Origin of the sequence: Porphyromonas canoris (assembly GCF_000769115.1) — a bacterium.
In the GTDB taxonomy this organism is placed as follows: Bacteria; Bacteroidota; Bacteroidia; order Bacteroidales; family Porphyromonadaceae; genus Porphyromonas_A; species Porphyromonas_A canoris.
Genome location: NZ_JQZV01000003.1, coordinates 294,834 through 312,260, shown reverse-complemented (window position 1 = coordinate 312,260; position 17,427 = coordinate 294,834). Strand labels below are relative to the sequence as shown.

Below are 17,427 nucleotides of genomic sequence, written 5' to 3'. Positions count from 1 at the left end.
CAGAATATAAGATAATGGGAAAATCGGCTAACCCTAAAGATTTCCCAAAAGAGTTTTTCGATAACATTATCTTAATGACCAAGCGTCTTCATAAAATGGGCATATATACGGAAGAAGAAATAGTCTGTTTTTCTATTCCCAAGATGCTTGAGATGTTAGAACTAAAAGGAATACTTTCCGGAGTTTCACTATCTACGCTTGATACAGCACAGGTTCTCTTTGGAGAAAACTATGCAGGATGGCGGTATAAAAATGAAGAAGAGAGCCCCTCTTCCCTTTATCTTACACCATTGCAGCTGGCTTTTTATCACAGTAAGAAGCCTGACAATTATTTTCTCTCTTTGACGAAAGAAGGGCTTGACTTAAGACAGAATAAAGTTTCCGTCACCAACAGACATGACGTAGCCAATAACCTCCGTAAGACCAAAGGTATAAAGCTGGGAATAAAAGGTATGGCGGAGCTGAGAGCAGCATATCATCTTTTATTCACTCATCTTAAATATCAGATGCTTCTGAAGATGAATAAGCTCGGTTACCTGTCATTTATGGAGAATATTGCAGCTCATTTTTGTCCGACAGAAGATAAAGAGGGGTTCATATCCTATGCGAAGCAATATTTTGCTTTGAACACAGAAAAAAGAGAAGAATATCCTTTGGCGCATGATGCACTCTCTTTTCAAGATTTTTTCTACACGCTTTTGGTGAGACAATCTCTCGGAATAACACTAAGAAAGCTTTCGTTTGCCGGTATTATCGAATGGTTGGAGAAAAGAACGAATATGGTTTTTAACACTCAAAAGGTGTGCTCAGACCATTTTGACTTGCTAAACCATGCTTCAGACATTCTTAAGCAGAAAGGGTATTACCTGTGGCTCCTGATCAAAGATAACCTTTTGGAAGAAACCATGATTTTACTTACCCAAGAAAAACATCTCTCCAAAATTGAGACAAGCTTAGGTTTTGAATTAGTGCCGTTTAGTGCGGATTTGATAGGTCGTTATGAAGAAGATATTCGTCATGAAAGGAAGGTTCGAGAAGTTGCAAAAGAGTTTTACAATGCTATCGGCGTCTACGATATTGACAATATGATGATGAACATCATAGGAACAAAAGTCTTAGATTGGCAGCTCTTCAAGAACGATCATTTGATGTTTTTCGACAATGATAATGATATTGGTATCGAATATCTGTTAGATGCACTGCTGTCAAAACACGGATTATCCTATATAGCAGAAGAAAAATCCAATGATGGGTTTACTTTGGATGAAATATTCTTCCAGGATCATGAAGATGTCAATCCGTATGACAGGGTTATTCTCTATGCCGGTCCTATCAGAAAAAAGGGCTACTTGCTTTTTTCTTTAGAGACCGGCTGTGATATGTATCATTTTGGTATCATAGAAGATACACCGGAAGCAAAAAGAAGGCTTATCAACTCCCTGAACAACGTTATGGGATGCGATGAGTTTGAAAACTATGTCATATTCGATACAGAAGAGAAAAGGCTGTTCATCAATCTTCTTAACGACATAAAGTGGACATTGGGCGACAAAAATCTATTCACGGAGAGAGATGTAAGAGAGACGTTTTACAAAGAAAATTCCGATGTTATGACTCCCCAACAGGCGGATCAGTATCTATCAAGGATTTCATTAGTAAAACCTGAAATAGCTATATGTGTCGAAGATCCGGACGGTAAAGAAGTTGACATTATAATAAAAGCAGAGAATGGAGTCCATTTTACAAACTCAAACCTGCTGTTACAACTACACCAAAAGATCTTCAACAACAAAGATTTTAGAGACCTTTTCATGGAGAGCAAAACGGTTACTTTTGGGCTAAGGTTAAGTATAAATAGAGAAAAATATTATTTGTATTACGACTGCTCTATATAGTTCATAATGCCGTAAAGGGGAAACAGATAAGAGGCTTTAAGACCTTAATGTACTCACAACACATAAAGAGCCGGCAAGATACTTGAGAGCAAAAACAGATACTTCACCGACTCTCGCTATCTCGATAAGATGCTATACATAAAGCCATGGCGATAAGAGAAAAACTGAACATCGTTTTCAAACCCTTCTTAACAGCCCTCATCGGACTGATGATCGGCTACTCGTTCGTGCATTGGACTCTGTTTATCAAGCTCGGAATCTTTCAGCTGAATGAGAACATCACAGAAACACTTCTGCCTATTATACTTGCCGGAATAGTAACAAGACTCTTCATCCATACCAAAGTCAAAGCATTGCGCTTACGAGTGCCTTTCATCTATTCTCTCATTGCATGGATCAGTCTGACAATTCCTACCATAATCGCACAGAAATATATGGTTACAGCTACCGGTAAGCTGACCACACTACCCTCCGTCGAAGAAATTCATGCGCATGAATCTACCAAATACTACAACATCGACTCATATCATATCAATACAAAAGCCAAATACTATCACGCCACGTATGACATAAGCGGGAGAAACTCGGAACATTTCAATATGTATCTGTATGTTCTCATGCCCATATACAAAACCTCGACAGATGTTTCTTCTCATACTCCTTCCGCATGGCTGGGTATCTCTTATAGAGATCGTGTTTCCAACAGAATGAGCCATGAAAGAAAGGAAGAGGCATTCAATCAATTCATCAGACAGAACTGGATTCAAGTAGAACAAAAGGATTTTTTCTCATTCCCCTGCTTTGAACGAATTGGTAAAACATCCGAAGATTTCAAGAACTTCCAAAGTCTTCTCAACCGGAATGATCTTGGCATATCTGACGCTGTGATATTGGTGGGCATGAGTGAACCATACGAACATAGAAACGGGGATAACCTGAAACGTCTGCTGACGGCTGTTCTCATCGTAACGCTGTTATGGCTCCTGATGTCCATCATACCCAAAGTAGATGACAAGGAGTTAAAGAGAATCAAAGCCGGGAAACCGGATAAGATGGAACAGATAATATGGAAAGAAAACCTCCTCTCCGCAATACCTCACAAAGGCTTCTTTATTACGCCTATTCTTATCTACATCAACATTGCGGTATTTCTGTTGATGATGTTTTTCGGAGCGGGATTTTTCTCTTTTCAGGCAGATGATCTGATACATTGGGGTGCTTGCTATGGTCCCATGGTGCGTGATGGAGAGTGGTGGCGACTGCTTACAAGCATTTTCCTGCACAGTGGTATAACACACCTGATAGCCAATACAGTCTGTCTTGCCATCATTGGTATAGACATTGAAAATAGAATAACGCGTTCTCAATATCTGTTTATCTATCTGCTTTCGGGGCTTATTGGGAGCATAACAAGTGTACTGTGGCACACTCCTCCGGTCGTGGGTATTGGAGCTTCCGGTGCTATATTCGGTCTGTACGGAGCTTTTATCACCCTAATACTGACCAAAACTTTTTCATCGACTTCCGCAAAATCTCTGTTGATAGAATCGGCAATCTTCGTTGGTGCAAACCTGTTGGTAGGAATGACTCCCGGTATAGATAATGCGGCGCATATAGGAGGATTATTGGGCGGAGTGGCACTGAGTCTGATCTTATCTCCATTCATTAAAAACCGGAAACAAGGCAGAGGACTTGATCTGTAAACTTTTTAGAACAATGTTTCGGGAGAAGAAAAGTCGATTTAAGGTATTGAGAAAAAAGATTTAACATGATCAAAAAACGAGGCAACCATGATAAAAAATTAAAAGCAGGCTTGAAATCTTAAGAACCAAGCCTTGATGACAAAAAAACAAGGCTTGATTGATACCAATCAAGCCTTGCTCCGTAATATATCAGGGCTTTACGCCAACTTATTAACCTGTTAGAAAAAACTTGTAAAGCTGTTCTGGAAGATTTCTTATCACATATCTTTTGGTATCCCTTCTCGATCTCTTTAGCCGATTAATATCTTAGGCTCCGGCGTAAATAAGATAGAGCGTATAAGCCACATATATAAGGAACAGGACTGCTCCTTGCCAACGCTTGATCTCTCCCGGAAACAAGAACTTTGCAAAAATCCAGACAGCTGCCATAGAAAGGATTTGCATCCAAACATCTATGTTGGTGAAAGAGAGCCCCGACATCGGTTTGATAACAGCCGAAGTACCTAAAACAATGAAGATATTAAAGATATTGCTTCCGACTACATTCCCTACTGCAATCTCAGGTTTACCTTTCATTGAAGCTACAATAGAAGTAGCCAATTCGGGCAAGGATGTTCCGGCTGCAACCAAAGTAAGTCCGATGACTGCTTCACTCACACCCAAGCTCTTGGCTATGAATGTAGAAGCCTCTACAAACAAATGCCCACCATATATCAGAGCAGCCAGTCCTCCTACGATATATACTATACTTTTCCAAACAGGCATGATTACAATAGACTCGGTAGAAGGAATATCTTCTTTTGTTCCTTCTTTCAGCTTGCTCTTTCTGTACTGCTGAGAGAGCCATACAGTATATATAACAAACGCCAAACCCATGATAAGCAGCAACAACCCTTCTATTCGAGTAACATCCTCGACAGCACCGGGAGCCCAAGGTGCCCAAACTATTAAGGCTAACAACACAGCAGCAAAGAGAGCAAAAGGCATCTCCTTATTACGTGTTGTCTTACCAATAGCTACGGGAGTAATAATAGCTGTTAGCCCCAGTATAACCAGAATATTGAAGATATTACTTCCCATTACATTTCCAAGAGCAATATCGTTACTTCCTTTCAGAGCAGAGATAATACTTACACTCAGCTCCGGAGCCGATGTACCGAATGCAACAACGGTAAGCCCTATCACCAGATCGGAGATATTAAACCGTTTAGAAACAGCAGAAGCCCCTTCTGTAAGTCCATTTGCTCCGACCACAACAAGAACGATTCCGGCTATCAATAAAAGTATTTGCAGTATCATTGATCTATCTCACCTATTTATTGTAGAAGACTCTTACGATTGTGGCAAAAAGAATTTCCTCCTCTATAACGCTGTTCGAGTACATCTTGGAGCTTTTCGCGTAAAGGCTCTAAATCTATATACTCCAACACATCTGCCATAAAGGCTATGGTCAAAAGCATCTTTGCCTCCCAATAAGGGATACCACGCTGACGCATATAGAAAATAGCACCATCATCTATCTGTCCGACAGTCATACCATGAGAACACTTAACATCATCCGCATAGATCTCTAACTGTGGTTTCGAGTACATGGTTGCTTTACCTGAAAGATTCAATCCCCTATTGTTTTGGTAAGCTTGCGTTTTTTGTGCATCCTTTGCCACGTAAATTCTTCCCGTAAAACTACCTACGGCGGTATCATCCATAGTGTACTTGAACAGCTGATCACTATGGCAGTGAGGGACTGAGTGATTGACCCAAACATAGTTGTCCGCTCTCTTGCTACCATCCAATACGACAAGACCTGCAGCGGTAAAGCTGGAGTGTTCTCCCTCTATGTAACCATAGATATTATTACGTGTCTTGCCATTGGTCAATGTCAGAGGACAAACCTTTGCCGTGGCATTTGCAGCAAGATGGTAGTGTGCATTGGATATACGGATGTGATCCTCATGTGTCTCCTCCATATCGTATAGAGTGAAAGAGGCAGAGTTTCCAACATAAACCTCCAACAAGGTATTATTGACAGAAGAAGAGTCCGCAACAGAATGATCACAAATAAGAAGAGAGGCTTTTGCTTTATCTTCTACGATCACCAACACTCTGGAAGAAATCAGTGCATTTTTATATCCACCGCTAAGCATGATAAGCTGAATGGTCTGCTCCAGCTCCACACTCTCAGGAATGTGAACAACAAATACGTCTTTTGCAAACAGAGTATTGAGAGCCGCCAATGTATTGCGCTCCATATCCGCTATCTTTCCGTAGTATTTCTGCAATATGTCCGGATGTTTCTCAGCAAATTCGACTATGCTTCCTATAAAAACACCTTTCTTTAGGGCTTCGGTATAGCTTCCATCCGGTGTTGCTCTATCTTCTTGAGGAATGGAGTACACTTCATCATCGTGCATGTAGAAGCGTAGAGGGGCTATCTCTCCCATGCTGCAACGGCAAGAGCAGTATGGATTTTCTTTATTTTTCAGTGTGGAAAGCTTTATACCCCAATCTTTTTCTAAAATAGCTTGAACATCGAATCTTTTGTAGTCTTCACTCAAACTCTTGGGAAGACCATACTGTTCGAGAATATTCAATGCCTCTTCTCTCCTCAAATTCATCACTCCCGGAGAGTTGGAGTTGCATAAATCCTTATATTTCCGATAGAAGTCTATGTATTGCGCGACATATCTATCTTCCATCGGAGTAGTTGTATTACTGATTCTTGTCATGGTATCTTGCATAAATTAAACTGGGACAGTATCATTCGGTCTCTTCACCGGTTCTTAGCCAATCGTAACCCTGCTCCTCCAATTTGAGAGCAAGCTCCGGGCCACCGGACATTACAATACGTCCTTTCAATAATACATGTACAAAATCAGGTTTGATATAATCCAAAAGTCTCTGATAGTGGGTTATCACAAGTGTGGCATTCTCTTTTGTCTTTAGAGCATTCACACCATTTGAAACAATCCGAAGAGCATCAATATCCAATCCGGAGTCTGTTTCGTCCAAGATAGCCAGCTTCGGTTCTAACATTGCCATCTGAAAGATCTCGTTGCGCTTCTTTTCTCCTCCGGAGAAACCTACGTTTACAGGACGATTGGCAAGATTGGAATCCAACTCTACCAATGCTCTCTTTTCTCTCATTAACTTGAGAAATTCTGTCGCCGACAGGGGTTGTTTTTTCTGACTTTTACGAAGTTCATTGAGAGATGCCCTCATAAAATTAACCATGCTCACACCGGGAATTTCTACCGGATACTGGAAACTCAAAAATATTCCCAAATGAGCGCGTTCTTCCGGCTCTAACTCCAATAAGTTTTGTCCTTCAAAGAAAACTTCCCCTTCGGTAACTTCAAAAAGAGGATTCCCTACAAGGACTGAAGAGAGAGTACTTTTTCCAGATCCATTAGGTCCCATTATTGCATGGACTTCCCCGGGATTTATGTTTAGGTTAATACCTTTGAGTATATGTTTTCCCTCCACTGAGGCATGAAGATTTCTAATACTTAACATTGTTTTTGATGTATATTTTGATTGTATATATTACAGAAATAATTGTTACGATACCGATAGTATCATCCGACAGACCCTTCCAAAGAGATGGACAACAACTTTTGAGCTTCAACAGCAAACTCCATCGGTAGTTTGTTCATCACCTCCTTGGCATAGCCATTAACGATCAAAGCTACAGCCTCTTCAGTGTTGATCCCTCTTTGATTGCAGTAAAAAATCTGATCTTCACTAATCTTAGAGGTAGTTGCTTCATGCTCTATGATGGCTGTATCACTCTGAATATCTGCGTATGGATACGTATGAGCGCCACATTTATCACCAAGCAGCAAACTGTCGCATTGGGAATAATTTCTTGAGTTATCCGCATCCGGAGCCACTTTTACAAGTCCTCTGTAACTGTTTTGGCTATATCCGGCAGAAATTCCTTTGGAAACAATACGGCTTTTGGTATTCTTGCCCAAGTGAATCATTTTAGTTCCGGTATCTGCCATCTGGTAATTATTGGTAACCGCAACAGAGTAAAACTCTCCCACAGATTCGTCTCCTTTAAGGATACAGCTTGGGTACTTCCATGTTATAGCAGAGCCGGTCTCGACCTGTGTCCATGAAATTTTGGATCTGAACCCTCTGCAAATTCCTCTTTTCGTTACAAAGTTGTATATTCCACCTTTTCCGTTTTTATCTCCCGGATACCAGTTTTGAACAGTAGAGTATTTAACCTCTGCTCTATCTTCGGCTATGATTTCTACAATTGCGGCATGAAGCTGGTTGGTATCTCTTATAGGAGCTGTACATCCCTCCAAATAAGAGACATAAGAGTCTTCATCCGCAACGATAAGTGTTCTTTCAAACTGTCCTGTATTGACAGAATTTATACGGAAATAAGTACTTAGCTCCATCGGACATCTGACTCCTTTCGGGATATAAACAAATGAGCCATCACTGAAAACAGCGGAGTTAAGAGCCGCAAAGAAGTTATCTCTAAATCCTACAACCTTGCCCATATATTTTTTTACAAGATCCGGATACTCCTGAACAGCTTCTGAAAACGAGCAGAATATAATCCCCTTCTCTGCTAAAGTTTCCTTAAAGGTAGTTTTTACGGAAACGCTATCCATAACGGCGTCTACTGCCATTCCTGTAAGAGCTTCTCTTTCATGCAATGGAATACCTAACTTATCGAAAGCTTCCACTAATTCCGGTAAAATTTCACCATCTTCCGTAAGGTTAGGATTCTTTGTCTTAGGTGCTGCGTAATAAATAATATCTTGGTAGTCTATCGTTGGAACATTCAAATGAGCCCATGTAGGCATCTCCATCTTCGTCCATGCCTCGTAAGCTTTTAGGCGATATTCGAGCAACCAATCCGGTTCGTTCTTTTTCTTTGATATCAGACGGATAATATCCTCATTGAGTCCTTTAGGAATAGTCTCTGTCTCTATATCTGTAACAAAACCATACTTATATTCCGAAGAGGTTACATCGGAAATAATTTTATCTGAGTCTTGTATTTCTTCCATGAAGTCTAAAAGTGTAATAAAGTTTTTGGTGTTTTTATTTATGGTATGTGTTGATGATGTTATGAGGTAAGTCTAAAGACTGAAAACTCACGTATAAGATCATATAATAATGTCTTTTGTTCGGGATTATAGAGATCGGGGAAACCGAATTTTGACCTCCCCATTTCATACAATCCAATAAGAAATGAGAGTATCAAACCTGTAGCGACAATAGAAAACAGGCCACCCAAGAATTTGTTTATAAATCCCAAAGGAGTTGAGTTTACGGTAGAAGATAAAATCTTACTAAGCATTGAGAAAAGAAACAGAACAATAGAGGATGTTACTATCCAAGCAACAATCCACATAGCTATAAAAGCTCCTCCCTCCGGCTTTATAGGAATAAAGTTTATCAACACCGGTGCTAAACTTATACCTAAAATCATAGCAGCCAATAACCCTAAAACTGAGAAAGCTTGCAGGATGAAACCATCCCGCAAGCCTTTTATAAAAGCAATAATTAGAATTATTAGTAAAGCTATGTCTATACCTTGCATATCCACAAAGCGCTATACTTAATCTTGTTCAAGGAAAGCTATTAGAGTTTTTTCTTTACCTCTACAACCTCATAGGCTTCTATGATATCGCCTACAAGAAGATCATTATAGCCTTCAAGATTCAGACCGCATTCATATCCATATCCGACCTCTTTCACATCATCCTTAAATCTCTTAAGAGATGCAAGCTCTCCGGAATATAGTACGATTCCATCTCGTATCAGACGCACCTTATTATGTCTGTTTATCTTACCATCCTTGACTATACAGCCTGCAATAGTACCCACCTTGCTTATGCGGAATGTTTCTCTTACTTCCAAATTGGCTGTTACATTCTCTTCATATTCAGGTTCAAGCATACCTTCCATAGCTGCTTTCACGTCATCCAGTGCATTATAGATAACAGAGTAAGTACGTATCTCTACTCCTTCACTCTCCGCTAAGCGTTTGGCTGAAGCCGAAGGACGTACTTGGAAACCAATGATAAGACCTTCCGAAGTTGCGGCTAACATCACATCAGAATCCGAAATTTGTCCGACAGCCTTATGGATTACTCTGATGCGGATGGTATCCGTAGAAAGCTTTTCAATAGATCCGGAAAGAGCCTCAACAGAACCGTCAACATCTCCCTTAACAATAACGTTAAGCTCTTGAACGTTTCCTTCTTTGATTCTTGTTCCCAAATCTTGCAGAGTCGGAACTTTATGCATTCTTTCTCTCTGTTCTCTCTGAAGCTGCGTACGTTTAGCCGCAATCTCTCGTGCCTCATGCTCTGATGGCATAACGTTTAGAGCGTCTCCCGCCTGAGCAGCTCCATTAAGTCCTAAAACTTTTACAGGAGTAGAAGGACCTACGTTATCGACATTTTGTCCACGTTCATTGAACAAAGCTTTTACCCTACCGTAGTGCATACCGGAAAGGATATAGTCTCCCACTCTCAAAGTTCCCTCTTGCACAAGAACCTTTGTAGTATAACCGCGACCATGTTCCAATGTAGATTCGATAACAGAGCCGGCAGCTCTCTTGTTCGGATTTGCCTTGAGATCTAAAAGTTCTGCCTCCAAAAGGACTTTTTCCAGGAGTTCATCTATCCCGATATTTCCTTTCGCCGAAATATTTTGAGATTGATACTTTCCTCCCCAATCCTCTACAAGGTAGTTTAGATTTGCAAGTTCCTCTTTTATTTTATCCGGATTTGCAGAAGGCTTATCTATTTTATTTATTGCAAAAATAATAGGAACACCCGCCATAGATGCGTGATTTATGGCTTCTATGGTCTGAGGCATGACACCGTCATCGGCAGCAACCACAATTATCACAATATCCGTAACCTTGGCTCCCCGTGCACGCATTGCAGTAAAAGCCTCGTGTCCCGGAGTATCTAAGAAGGTAATTCTTCTTCCATCGCTTAGCTTTACACTGTATGCACCTACGTGTTGAGTGATACCACCGGCTTCTCCGGCTATAACGTTAGTCTTCCTGATATTATCGAGCAAGGATGTTTTACCATGATCCACGTGCCCCATAACGGTTACAATAGGAGCTCTCGGAACCAAGTCCTCTTCTCTCTCCTCTTCATCCGAGGAGATAGCATCTATTACCTCTGCTTCGACATACTCCGGAGTATATCCATACTCTTCGAGCACGAGGTCTATTGTTTCTTTCTCTAATCGTTGATTGATGGAAACAATAATTCCGATATTAAAGCAGAGCATGATAATCTCATTCACCGGAACCTCTATCATCGAAGAAAGATCGTTGGGAGTAACATACTCCGTCAAGCGTAAGACTTTGCTTTCTGCATTTTCTCTTTCCATCTCATCCGCTTCACGGCGATGAGCTTCTCTTTTATCTTTTCTATACTTAGCAGCAGTAGCACCTTTTCTCTTTTGATTCTGCATTTGTTGCAGTGTCTCTTTGATCTGCTTTTGTATCTCTTCTTGAGAAACTTCTGCTTTGGCTACTACGGCTGCACGCTTGGCTTTCCGACCAAGTTTACCGTTATTATTGGAAGATGCCTGGTCTGTTCGTCCTTTCTGATTTTGACCACCATTATTGGCAGAAGCATTTTTCTTCTGATTGCCCTTTGTCTCTTTCGACTGATTCTCAGGAGAAGTTATATCTACTTTCTGTTTGCCGATTCTTTTGCGTTTTTTCTTCTCTACATTGGCATCGGCTTCCGCCCCGTCCTTACCTTTCTTCTTTTTTCTCTGTCCGGCACTTGAGTATCCTTCTATTGTAGAAAGGTCTATCTTTCCTAAGATCTTCACTCCCGGCATTTGAGACTCCGTAGTGGAAGAGACAGATGTCTCCTCTTTCTTTTCTGTACTTACAGCCGATGAAGACGTTGGTGCCACCTCTTGGTTAGGCTTTTCTTTCTTCTCGACAGAAGGTTTTTCAGAGACCTCTTTCTTATTTGGGGTATCCACCGGTCTTTTCTCTTCCACCTTTTGCGGCTTTTCAGAAACTACCTTCTTATCTTCAGTCTTCTTCTCCGGAGCTATCTTCTCAGGTTGCGGATTCTCCTTAACCGTAACCTGAGTAGCTTGTACTTCCTGTTTTTTCTCTACCACGGGGGCTTGCTCTTCCTTATTCTTTTGGGGTTCAACCTTATCCACAACAAGTTTGCTTTCCGCTTCCTTTTGTGAATTTCCTTTTGAAGGATGTCCGTCAGACAAGTCTATCGAACCCTTAGAAACGATCTTAGGCTTAAGATCTTCCGGGACAGAAGCTTTTATTACCTCTTCTTTCTTTGGGAATGACTCCTTAGAGGGAACAACCTTATGCTCCTTCTTCAGCTCTGCGGAAGTAGTTGCACCTTCACCTCTATTTGCTTTTGGGGATGTGTACTTTCTTATCAGATCGTCTTTTTCTTCTTGTGAAAGAGATTTTCCCAGCTCTTTTACACAAGCCACTCCATCCTCCGGAGAGACACGTGTATTGGGACCGAAATCTTCCACAACACCTTTCTTTTGCAGGAATTCAACTACCGTGTTAACTCCGACCTTTATGTCTCGACTAATATTTATGATCTTTATACTTGGCATATCTCTGATACTCTCTTTTATTTCATTAAATACATCCCCATCATATCCTCACAGATGTTTTACAGAAAAGAAATCCGAAACATCTTGTAAGCTAAATAAGCTTATAGGTCTTTACTCTCATTAGAAGTTTGATCCTCAGCTTCGCGCTTATCTTCTTCTGTTGATGGCTGTACAGTATCTTGCTCAAATTCCGATCGAAGCACTTCCAACACGAAGTCTATTGTATCTTCTTCAAGATCTGTTACACGGATAAGTTCTTCCCTACTCTTGTTAAGGACAGACTTTGCAGTATCGCATCCGACACTCTTAAGAAGATCTATCACCCATGGTTCTATTTCGTCATCAAACTCTTCAAGGTAAATATCTTCCTCATCAATGCTGTCGGCATCATCCCTGAAGATATCTATTTCGTGTCCTAAAAGTTGAGAAGCAAGCTTTATGTTTGCTCCACCTCTACCTATTGCCAAAGAGATTTGATCTTGTTTCAAATAAACCTCTATATGACCATTCTCCTCATTAACATGATAGGAGGCTATCTTTGCCGGACTTAAGGCACGTTGTATAAACAGTCCAAGATTGGAAGTATATTGTATCACGTCTATACTTTCATTCTGAAGCTCTCTCACAATGCCATGAATACGGCTTCCTTTGACACCAACGCAAGCACCCACGGGGTCTATTCTGTCATCAAAAGACTCCACGGCGATCTTCGCTCTCTCTCCCGGTATTCTGGCTACACGACGAATGGTGATAAGCTCATCGGCGATTTCGGGCACTTCCAGTTCAAAAAGAGCTTTTAGGAAATCGTTGGATGTTCTGGAAAGTATAATCTTAGGGTTATTATTGTTGTTTTCAACCCTCTCTATAATAGCTCTTACACTATCTCCCTTTTTGATACGATCTCTGGGAATAAGATATTGCTTGGGAAGAATAAGCTCGTTACCATCGTAGTCCAACAGCAGCACCTCTTTCTTCCACACTTGATACACCTCAGCAGTGATGATCTGACCCACTCTCTTGATATAATCACCATAGAGAGCATCTTTCTGAAGCTCCAATATCTTTGAAGTTAATGTCTGGCGAAGATTCAATATGGCACGGCGTCCAAAGTCTTCAAAGTAAACTTGATCTGTAAGCTCTTCGCCCAACTCTGTATCCGGATCCAGCTCCAACGCTTCGGATAATTCTACTTGGGTCATGGCATTGGTAGCTTGACCGTCTTCGACAACCTCCCTGTTTCTCCAAATTTCCAAGTCTCCCTTCTCCGGGTTGATAATAACGTCAAAGTTACTATCAGAGCCAAACATCTTAGCTATAACGTTACGAAACGACTCTTCCAAAACCTTCACCAAAGTTTCACGGTCGATATTTTTCAGACTCTTAAACTCCGAGAAAGAGTCTATCATGCTCATCGTCTCTTTTTTCTTAGCCATACTTCTTGCCTGCTATTGTGTGTATATGTTTTTTATTTCTCTTCTTGTTACTTGAACGGAACAATATATTTCGTCCATTTTATCTCATCGAGAGAGAACTTCATCTCCTCTTTATAAGCTTTCTTTCGCTTGTCTCCCTCCTTTTTCAGCATCTCTGTTACCTCTACCGTAACGGTCTGTCCGTCAAAAGAGACAAGAGTACCCTTTTTCTTCTGTCCGTTCTTCAACAACACTTCCACCGTCTCTCCGAAAAACTTACGGTACTGCAATGGATGACGAAGCGGGTCTGTAAGCACCGGAGAACCCACTTCGAGCTCGAAGTCTTCCACTTCACGATCCAGCCCTTTCTCTACGTACTTGCTTAGTGCAACGCATTCATCTATGGAGACACCATCCATGTGGTCAAATTCTATGGAGATTGCATTACCGGGATGAACAGACACCTCCACAAGGAAGTACTCTTTCCCGCTCTCCTCTATAAAGCGTTCTGCCAGTGCGACAACGTCTTGCTTATCTATCATGTTTCAGCATTACATTTAGATCAGAGCTATTTTCTCCGAAATATTATTTTCAACAAAAACGAAGGAGAAGGCATACGCCCCCTCCTTCCATTCCGCTTGCAAATATAAGCATAATTATCCATATTATCGGCTTATACTTATAATAAATATTCAAAAAGCGAATATAAATTCTCTCTGAACCTGTTTACAAAAAGAGTTCAATGCATTAAAAAACTCCCCTGAAGCCTAACTTTTTGATAAACCGAGTCTTGACTTTTACAAATCAAACCATGAATGGAGCAAAGCAAGGCATGAAAGAGACAAAGCAAGCCTTGAATGCTATTTTTTATCGTATTAAACATAAAAAATGAACGTGAACAATGAAAATTTTGAACACGTTCATTCTTAAATTATAACAGATAGCAAAATCAGGAATTTCGCTTATAGTTTTAACGTTTGATTTTGTTCTGAAAGAGCGGAAAAGAGTATCCTCTTAAACCAGTTTGGATATCCACTCCTCTCTATCCCCCGGCAGCAAATCAATCGGAGCAATCTCCGGAAGAGTGTAACAGCCGGGAGAAAGTCTTGTAGCTGCTCTTGCACATGCCACCAGTATCTGTGAAGTGAGAGCCGGATTATTGATCCGCATGGAGAAATCCAGCATTTGGTTGTGCGTGCAACCGCTGACACCCTTACGGCTCATTACCACTCCATGCCCGACATCTTTAAGATCAGCCACACACTTTACGGCTATAACATGAGTTTCATCATGGACAAAGTAAGGGTCAGACTTTATAGAAGCAGAGACCTGATCAGGATCATACCCTTCTTCCAACTCGACATAGACTATTCTCCGATGTACAGATGTGCCGAGAGGAATAGTCATGGAAAGAGCGTCTTTTACTCCGGGTATAGATTTTGCAGCAACAGAGTGCCCCATACTCATACCGGGACCAAAGTTGGTATAAGTGATTCCTTGAGGCACCATTGCCTGCATGAGAATACGCACAACGCTATCGCTCCCCGGATCCCAGCCTGCTGCAGTGATGGCTACACGCCCTGTTTTTTTTGCCACTTCGTCTAAAGAGCGTCTGAGAGAAACGATCTCCCCATGGATGTCAAAGCTGTCTACGGTAGATATACCCAGCTCCAATGCTTTTCTGGCAGCCTGTTCTACCAAGCGTGTAGGCGAAGCAAGCAGAGCGACATCTACGTTTGAAAGCTGCTCCAAAGAAGCAACGACACTATAAGAGCGTAGCTCTTCCGGGACATCATTCGGGTTGCGTCTTACCACCCCTCGCAGTTCACAATCCGGAGAAGCCTTTATAGCTTCCAACGCATAACGCCCGATATTGCCATAGCCTACTATTGCTACTCCAATCTTTTCGCTCTTCATCTTTCAATATTTCTTATCCGGTGCCTTGTATATCAGCTCCGAAAGCTTTCTTTTAGGCACTATGTGCCTTCTCTTTTCGTCTCTGTAATATTTGATGCACTCGCCCGGTTCTATATCTTTTATTATAACCTCTTCTATGGGTTTGCCTACCGCCACTACGGATATCAGCTTCAACTCTTCGGGCAAGCCAAGCATCTCGGTGATGGTGGCAGCATTGTAGCTTTGAAATATACAGCATCCATAACCGGCTTCAACGACAGAGAGCGTTATGGCAGATAGCTGCAAACCATCGTCCAACCGTACCGTAGAGGTCAGAGTGGTATCCAATAGCTGAGCAATATAAGCCGTAGGCCTCTCTCCCGCTTCGGGTCCGTCCCATTCCGGGAGATAGCCTGCCCATTTCACTGTTGCGGTAAGTGCATTACAAAGCTCTGCATCCGTTACGATGACATACTTGATCGGCTGAAGATTTCTCCCCGATGCACAGAATCGAGCAGACTCAATCCATTTTGAAATCTCTGCTTCATCAATCTTCTCCGATTCGTCGAAACGTCTGTAAGATCTGTTTCGGCGGAATAGTTCTTTTAAGTCTTCCATGAGGACAAAGGTACAAAAAGGATATTCTTTTTTATACCTTATCCTTTTCTATAATCAATAAAAATGTAAATTTGTCACATGTGAGGAATCACACGAATCCGACACAAACATAGAACCACAATCTACCACTTAAACTATCAACATTTATGAAGCATCACAAAGATTTTTTTCTGACCCTGCTTTTCCTTTTATCTCCTGCCATTTGGGGAGGTTGTTCAGACAATGGCGAAGAGAAAACAGTAGATCCGAATTATGAAAAAACAGGATATTACGGGAATGTAAAATTCGTGAAAAGCACTTTATTTTACATCAACAGTGATTCTGTATGGGTCTCTCAGTCTGATTATGAATTCAGTGAATTTGATCAAAAAGGACAGCTCATGGCTAAAGGACTCAGGAGCAGCAATGATCTTCCAAGAAATGAATACAGATATCAATATGATGAGAGTGGCAAAAAGACAGGCTATACTCATCTTCTTTCTGGGGAGATCAAATATACAGGAACCTACAAGTATGATCCAAAGACAGGACTATTGATGGAAGAGCTATGCGTTGAACAGAAAATAAATGACGATTTCGATGCGGAAAGTGATGAAGAACCTACCTTTGAGGAGTCTGTCTATAAGAAAGAAACTTATCTCTATGACGATAAAAACAATCTTATAGAGAAGCATTGTCATGAGACTCCCGATAGTAATCCAAACTATCAAAAGTATGCTTATACCTATGATGAACAGAATAGAGTGCTGGAAGAAATCACTTTTGTAAAAAAGAGCAAAACGGAACCAGACAGCAAAAAAAGCTATAAATACGACAGCAAAGGCAGAGTAACAGAGGAGATTGAAGAACTATTTCTAAGTAAGTTGGACAGATCTCCGGAAAAGATCCGAGTCAGCAGAAAATTTGACAACAAAGGAAATCTTGTAGAAGAGGTCAAAGAAGAGAAAGGCAAGAAGCATATAACAACTTACACTTATACCTACAAGAAAGGCAAACTGATAGAAGAGACAACCGAAACAAGTGCAGGTGAGAAAACCGTTATCACCCACGAAGACAATGGCAATACTATTACCATAAACTACAAAGACAACAAGATGACAACGAAATCTGTTACAGAACATGATAAATATGGCAACCCACAGAAGACCATAACGTATCATGTCAATGAAACTACCGGACGACTTGAAGCTCAGTATATGCTTCTCTATGAGATTGTGTACCATGAATAACTCATGCAAACTCCATGAGAGTTTTTATGATTCTTACCATCTTAACACCCCCATTTCG

13 protein-coding genes are annotated in these 17,427 nt (G+C 41.0%); 3 read left to right on the top strand and 10 right to left on the bottom strand.

Annotation, left to right across the window (positions count from 1 at the left end; genetic code table 11):
- Window positions 1-14 precede the first annotated feature (14 nt).
- Window positions 15-1,895 carry a hypothetical protein gene (locus HQ43_RS02020; protein ID WP_036788951.1) on the top strand — a complete coding sequence of 627 codons (1,881 nt, stop codon included), beginning with the start codon at window positions 15-17 and terminating at the stop codon, window positions 1,893-1,895.
- Window positions 1,896-2,041: 146 nt separating this feature from the next.
- Complete coding sequence (locus HQ43_RS02015) at window positions 2,042-3,598, top strand: rhomboid family intramembrane serine protease (protein ID WP_036788949.1); 1,557 nt, start codon at window positions 2,042-2,044, stop codon at window positions 3,596-3,598.
- Window positions 3,599-3,904: 306 nt separating this feature from the next.
- Here HQ43_RS02015 and HQ43_RS02010 read toward each other — a convergent pair whose 3' ends face one another.
- The 10 genes from HQ43_RS02010 to HQ43_RS01965 all read right to left on the bottom strand — a co-directional run bounded on the left by HQ43_RS02010 (window position 3,905) and on the right by HQ43_RS01965 (window position 16,140).
- A complete protein-coding gene (locus tag HQ43_RS02010; protein WP_036789117.1) occupies window positions 3,905-4,891 on the bottom strand; it encodes a calcium/sodium antiporter in 987 nt (328 codons plus the stop codon).
- A 23-nt stretch (window positions 4,892-4,914) separates the two neighbouring features.
- Window positions 4,915-6,324, bottom strand: coding sequence for a Fe-S cluster assembly protein SufD (gene sufD, locus HQ43_RS02005; RefSeq protein ID WP_052103015.1), 1,410 nt, complete (start codon window positions 6,322-6,324; stop codon window positions 4,915-4,917).
- 31 nt (window positions 6,325-6,355) lie between these two features.
- Window positions 6,356-7,111, bottom strand: a complete 756-nt coding sequence (gene sufC, locus HQ43_RS02000) for a Fe-S cluster assembly ATPase SufC (protein ID WP_036788947.1) — start codon at window positions 7,109-7,111, stop codon at window positions 6,356-6,358.
- Between the two features lie 62 nt (window positions 7,112-7,173).
- The gene (gene sufB / locus HQ43_RS01995; protein ID WP_036788945.1) at window positions 7,174-8,631 is read right to left on the bottom strand and encodes a Fe-S cluster assembly protein SufB; all 1,458 of its coding nucleotides are present in this window, start codon (window positions 8,629-8,631) and stop codon (window positions 7,174-7,176) included.
- Between the two features lie 59 nt (window positions 8,632-8,690).
- A complete protein-coding gene (locus tag HQ43_RS01990) occupies window positions 8,691-9,167 on the bottom strand; it encodes a CvpA family protein (protein ID WP_036788943.1) in 477 nt (158 codons plus the stop codon).
- 41 nt (window positions 9,168-9,208) lie between these two features.
- Entirely contained in the window at window positions 9,209-12,214 is a 3,006-nt protein-coding gene (infB, locus tag HQ43_RS01985) for a translation initiation factor IF-2 (protein ID WP_036788941.1), read from the bottom strand.
- 101 nt (window positions 12,215-12,315) lie between these two features.
- Window positions 12,316-13,647 carry a transcription termination factor NusA gene (gene nusA / locus HQ43_RS01980; RefSeq protein WP_036788939.1) on the bottom strand — a complete coding sequence of 444 codons (1,332 nt, stop codon included), beginning with the start codon at window positions 13,645-13,647 and terminating at the stop codon, window positions 12,316-12,318.
- A 47-nt stretch (window positions 13,648-13,694) separates the two neighbouring features.
- The gene (rimP, locus tag HQ43_RS01975; RefSeq protein WP_036788937.1) at window positions 13,695-14,168 is read right to left on the bottom strand and encodes a ribosome assembly cofactor RimP; all 474 of its coding nucleotides are present in this window, start codon (window positions 14,166-14,168) and stop codon (window positions 13,695-13,697) included.
- 472 nt (window positions 14,169-14,640) lie between these two features.
- Entirely contained in the window at window positions 14,641-15,543 is a 903-nt protein-coding gene (locus HQ43_RS01970) for a diaminopimelate dehydrogenase (RefSeq protein WP_036788935.1), read from the bottom strand.
- 3 nt (window positions 15,544-15,546) lie between these two features.
- Window positions 15,547-16,140 carry a nitroreductase family protein gene (locus HQ43_RS01965; RefSeq protein ID WP_036788933.1) on the bottom strand — a complete coding sequence of 198 codons (594 nt, stop codon included), beginning with the start codon at window positions 16,138-16,140 and terminating at the stop codon, window positions 15,547-15,549.
- A 146-nt stretch (window positions 16,141-16,286) separates the two neighbouring features.
- On the opposite strand from HQ43_RS01965, the gene HQ43_RS01960 reads away from it, so the two are divergent.
- Window positions 16,287-17,369, top strand: coding sequence for a hypothetical protein (locus HQ43_RS01960; RefSeq protein WP_036788931.1), 1,083 nt, complete (start codon window positions 16,287-16,289; stop codon window positions 17,367-17,369).
- Window positions 17,370-17,427: the final 58 nt, after the last annotated feature.

Bases quoted from the DNA above. Each gene is read 5' to 3' on its own strand.
- HQ43_RS02020 (WP_036788951.1), top strand. From the start codon at position 15: ATGGGAAAATCGGCTAACCCTAAAGATTTCCCAAAAGAGTTTTTCGAT.
- HQ43_RS01960 (WP_036788931.1), top strand. From the start codon at position 16,287: ATGAAGCATCACAAAGATTTTTTTCTGACCCTGCTTTTCCTTTTATCT.
- nusA (WP_036788939.1), bottom strand. From the start codon at position 13,647: ATGGCTAAGAAAAAAGAGACGATGAGCATGATAGACTCTTTCTCGGAG.
- infB (WP_036788941.1), bottom strand. From the start codon at position 12,214: ATGCCAAGTATAAAGATCATAAATATTAGTCGAGACATAAAGGTCGGA.
- HQ43_RS01990 (WP_036788943.1), bottom strand. From the start codon at position 9,167: ATGCAAGGTATAGACATAGCTTTACTAATAATTCTAATTATTGCTTTT.
- HQ43_RS02015 (WP_036788949.1), top strand. From the start codon at position 2,042: ATGGCGATAAGAGAAAAACTGAACATCGTTTTCAAACCCTTCTTAACA.
- sufB (WP_036788945.1), bottom strand. From the start codon at position 8,631: ATGGAAGAAATACAAGACTCAGATAAAATTATTTCCGATGTAACCTCT.
- sufC (WP_036788947.1), bottom strand. From the start codon at position 7,111: ATGTTAAGTATTAGAAATCTTCATGCCTCAGTGGAGGGAAAACATATA.
- sufD (WP_052103015.1), bottom strand. From the start codon at position 6,324: ATGACAAGAATCAGTAATACAACTACTCCGATGGAAGATAGATATGTC.
- HQ43_RS01970 (WP_036788935.1), bottom strand. From the start codon at position 15,543: ATGAAGAGCGAAAAGATTGGAGTAGCAATAGTAGGCTATGGCAATATC.
- HQ43_RS01965 (WP_036788933.1), bottom strand. From the start codon at position 16,140: ATGGAAGACTTAAAAGAACTATTCCGCCGAAACAGATCTTACAGACGT.
- rimP (WP_036788937.1), bottom strand. From the start codon at position 14,168: ATGATAGATAAGCAAGACGTTGTCGCACTGGCAGAACGCTTTATAGAG.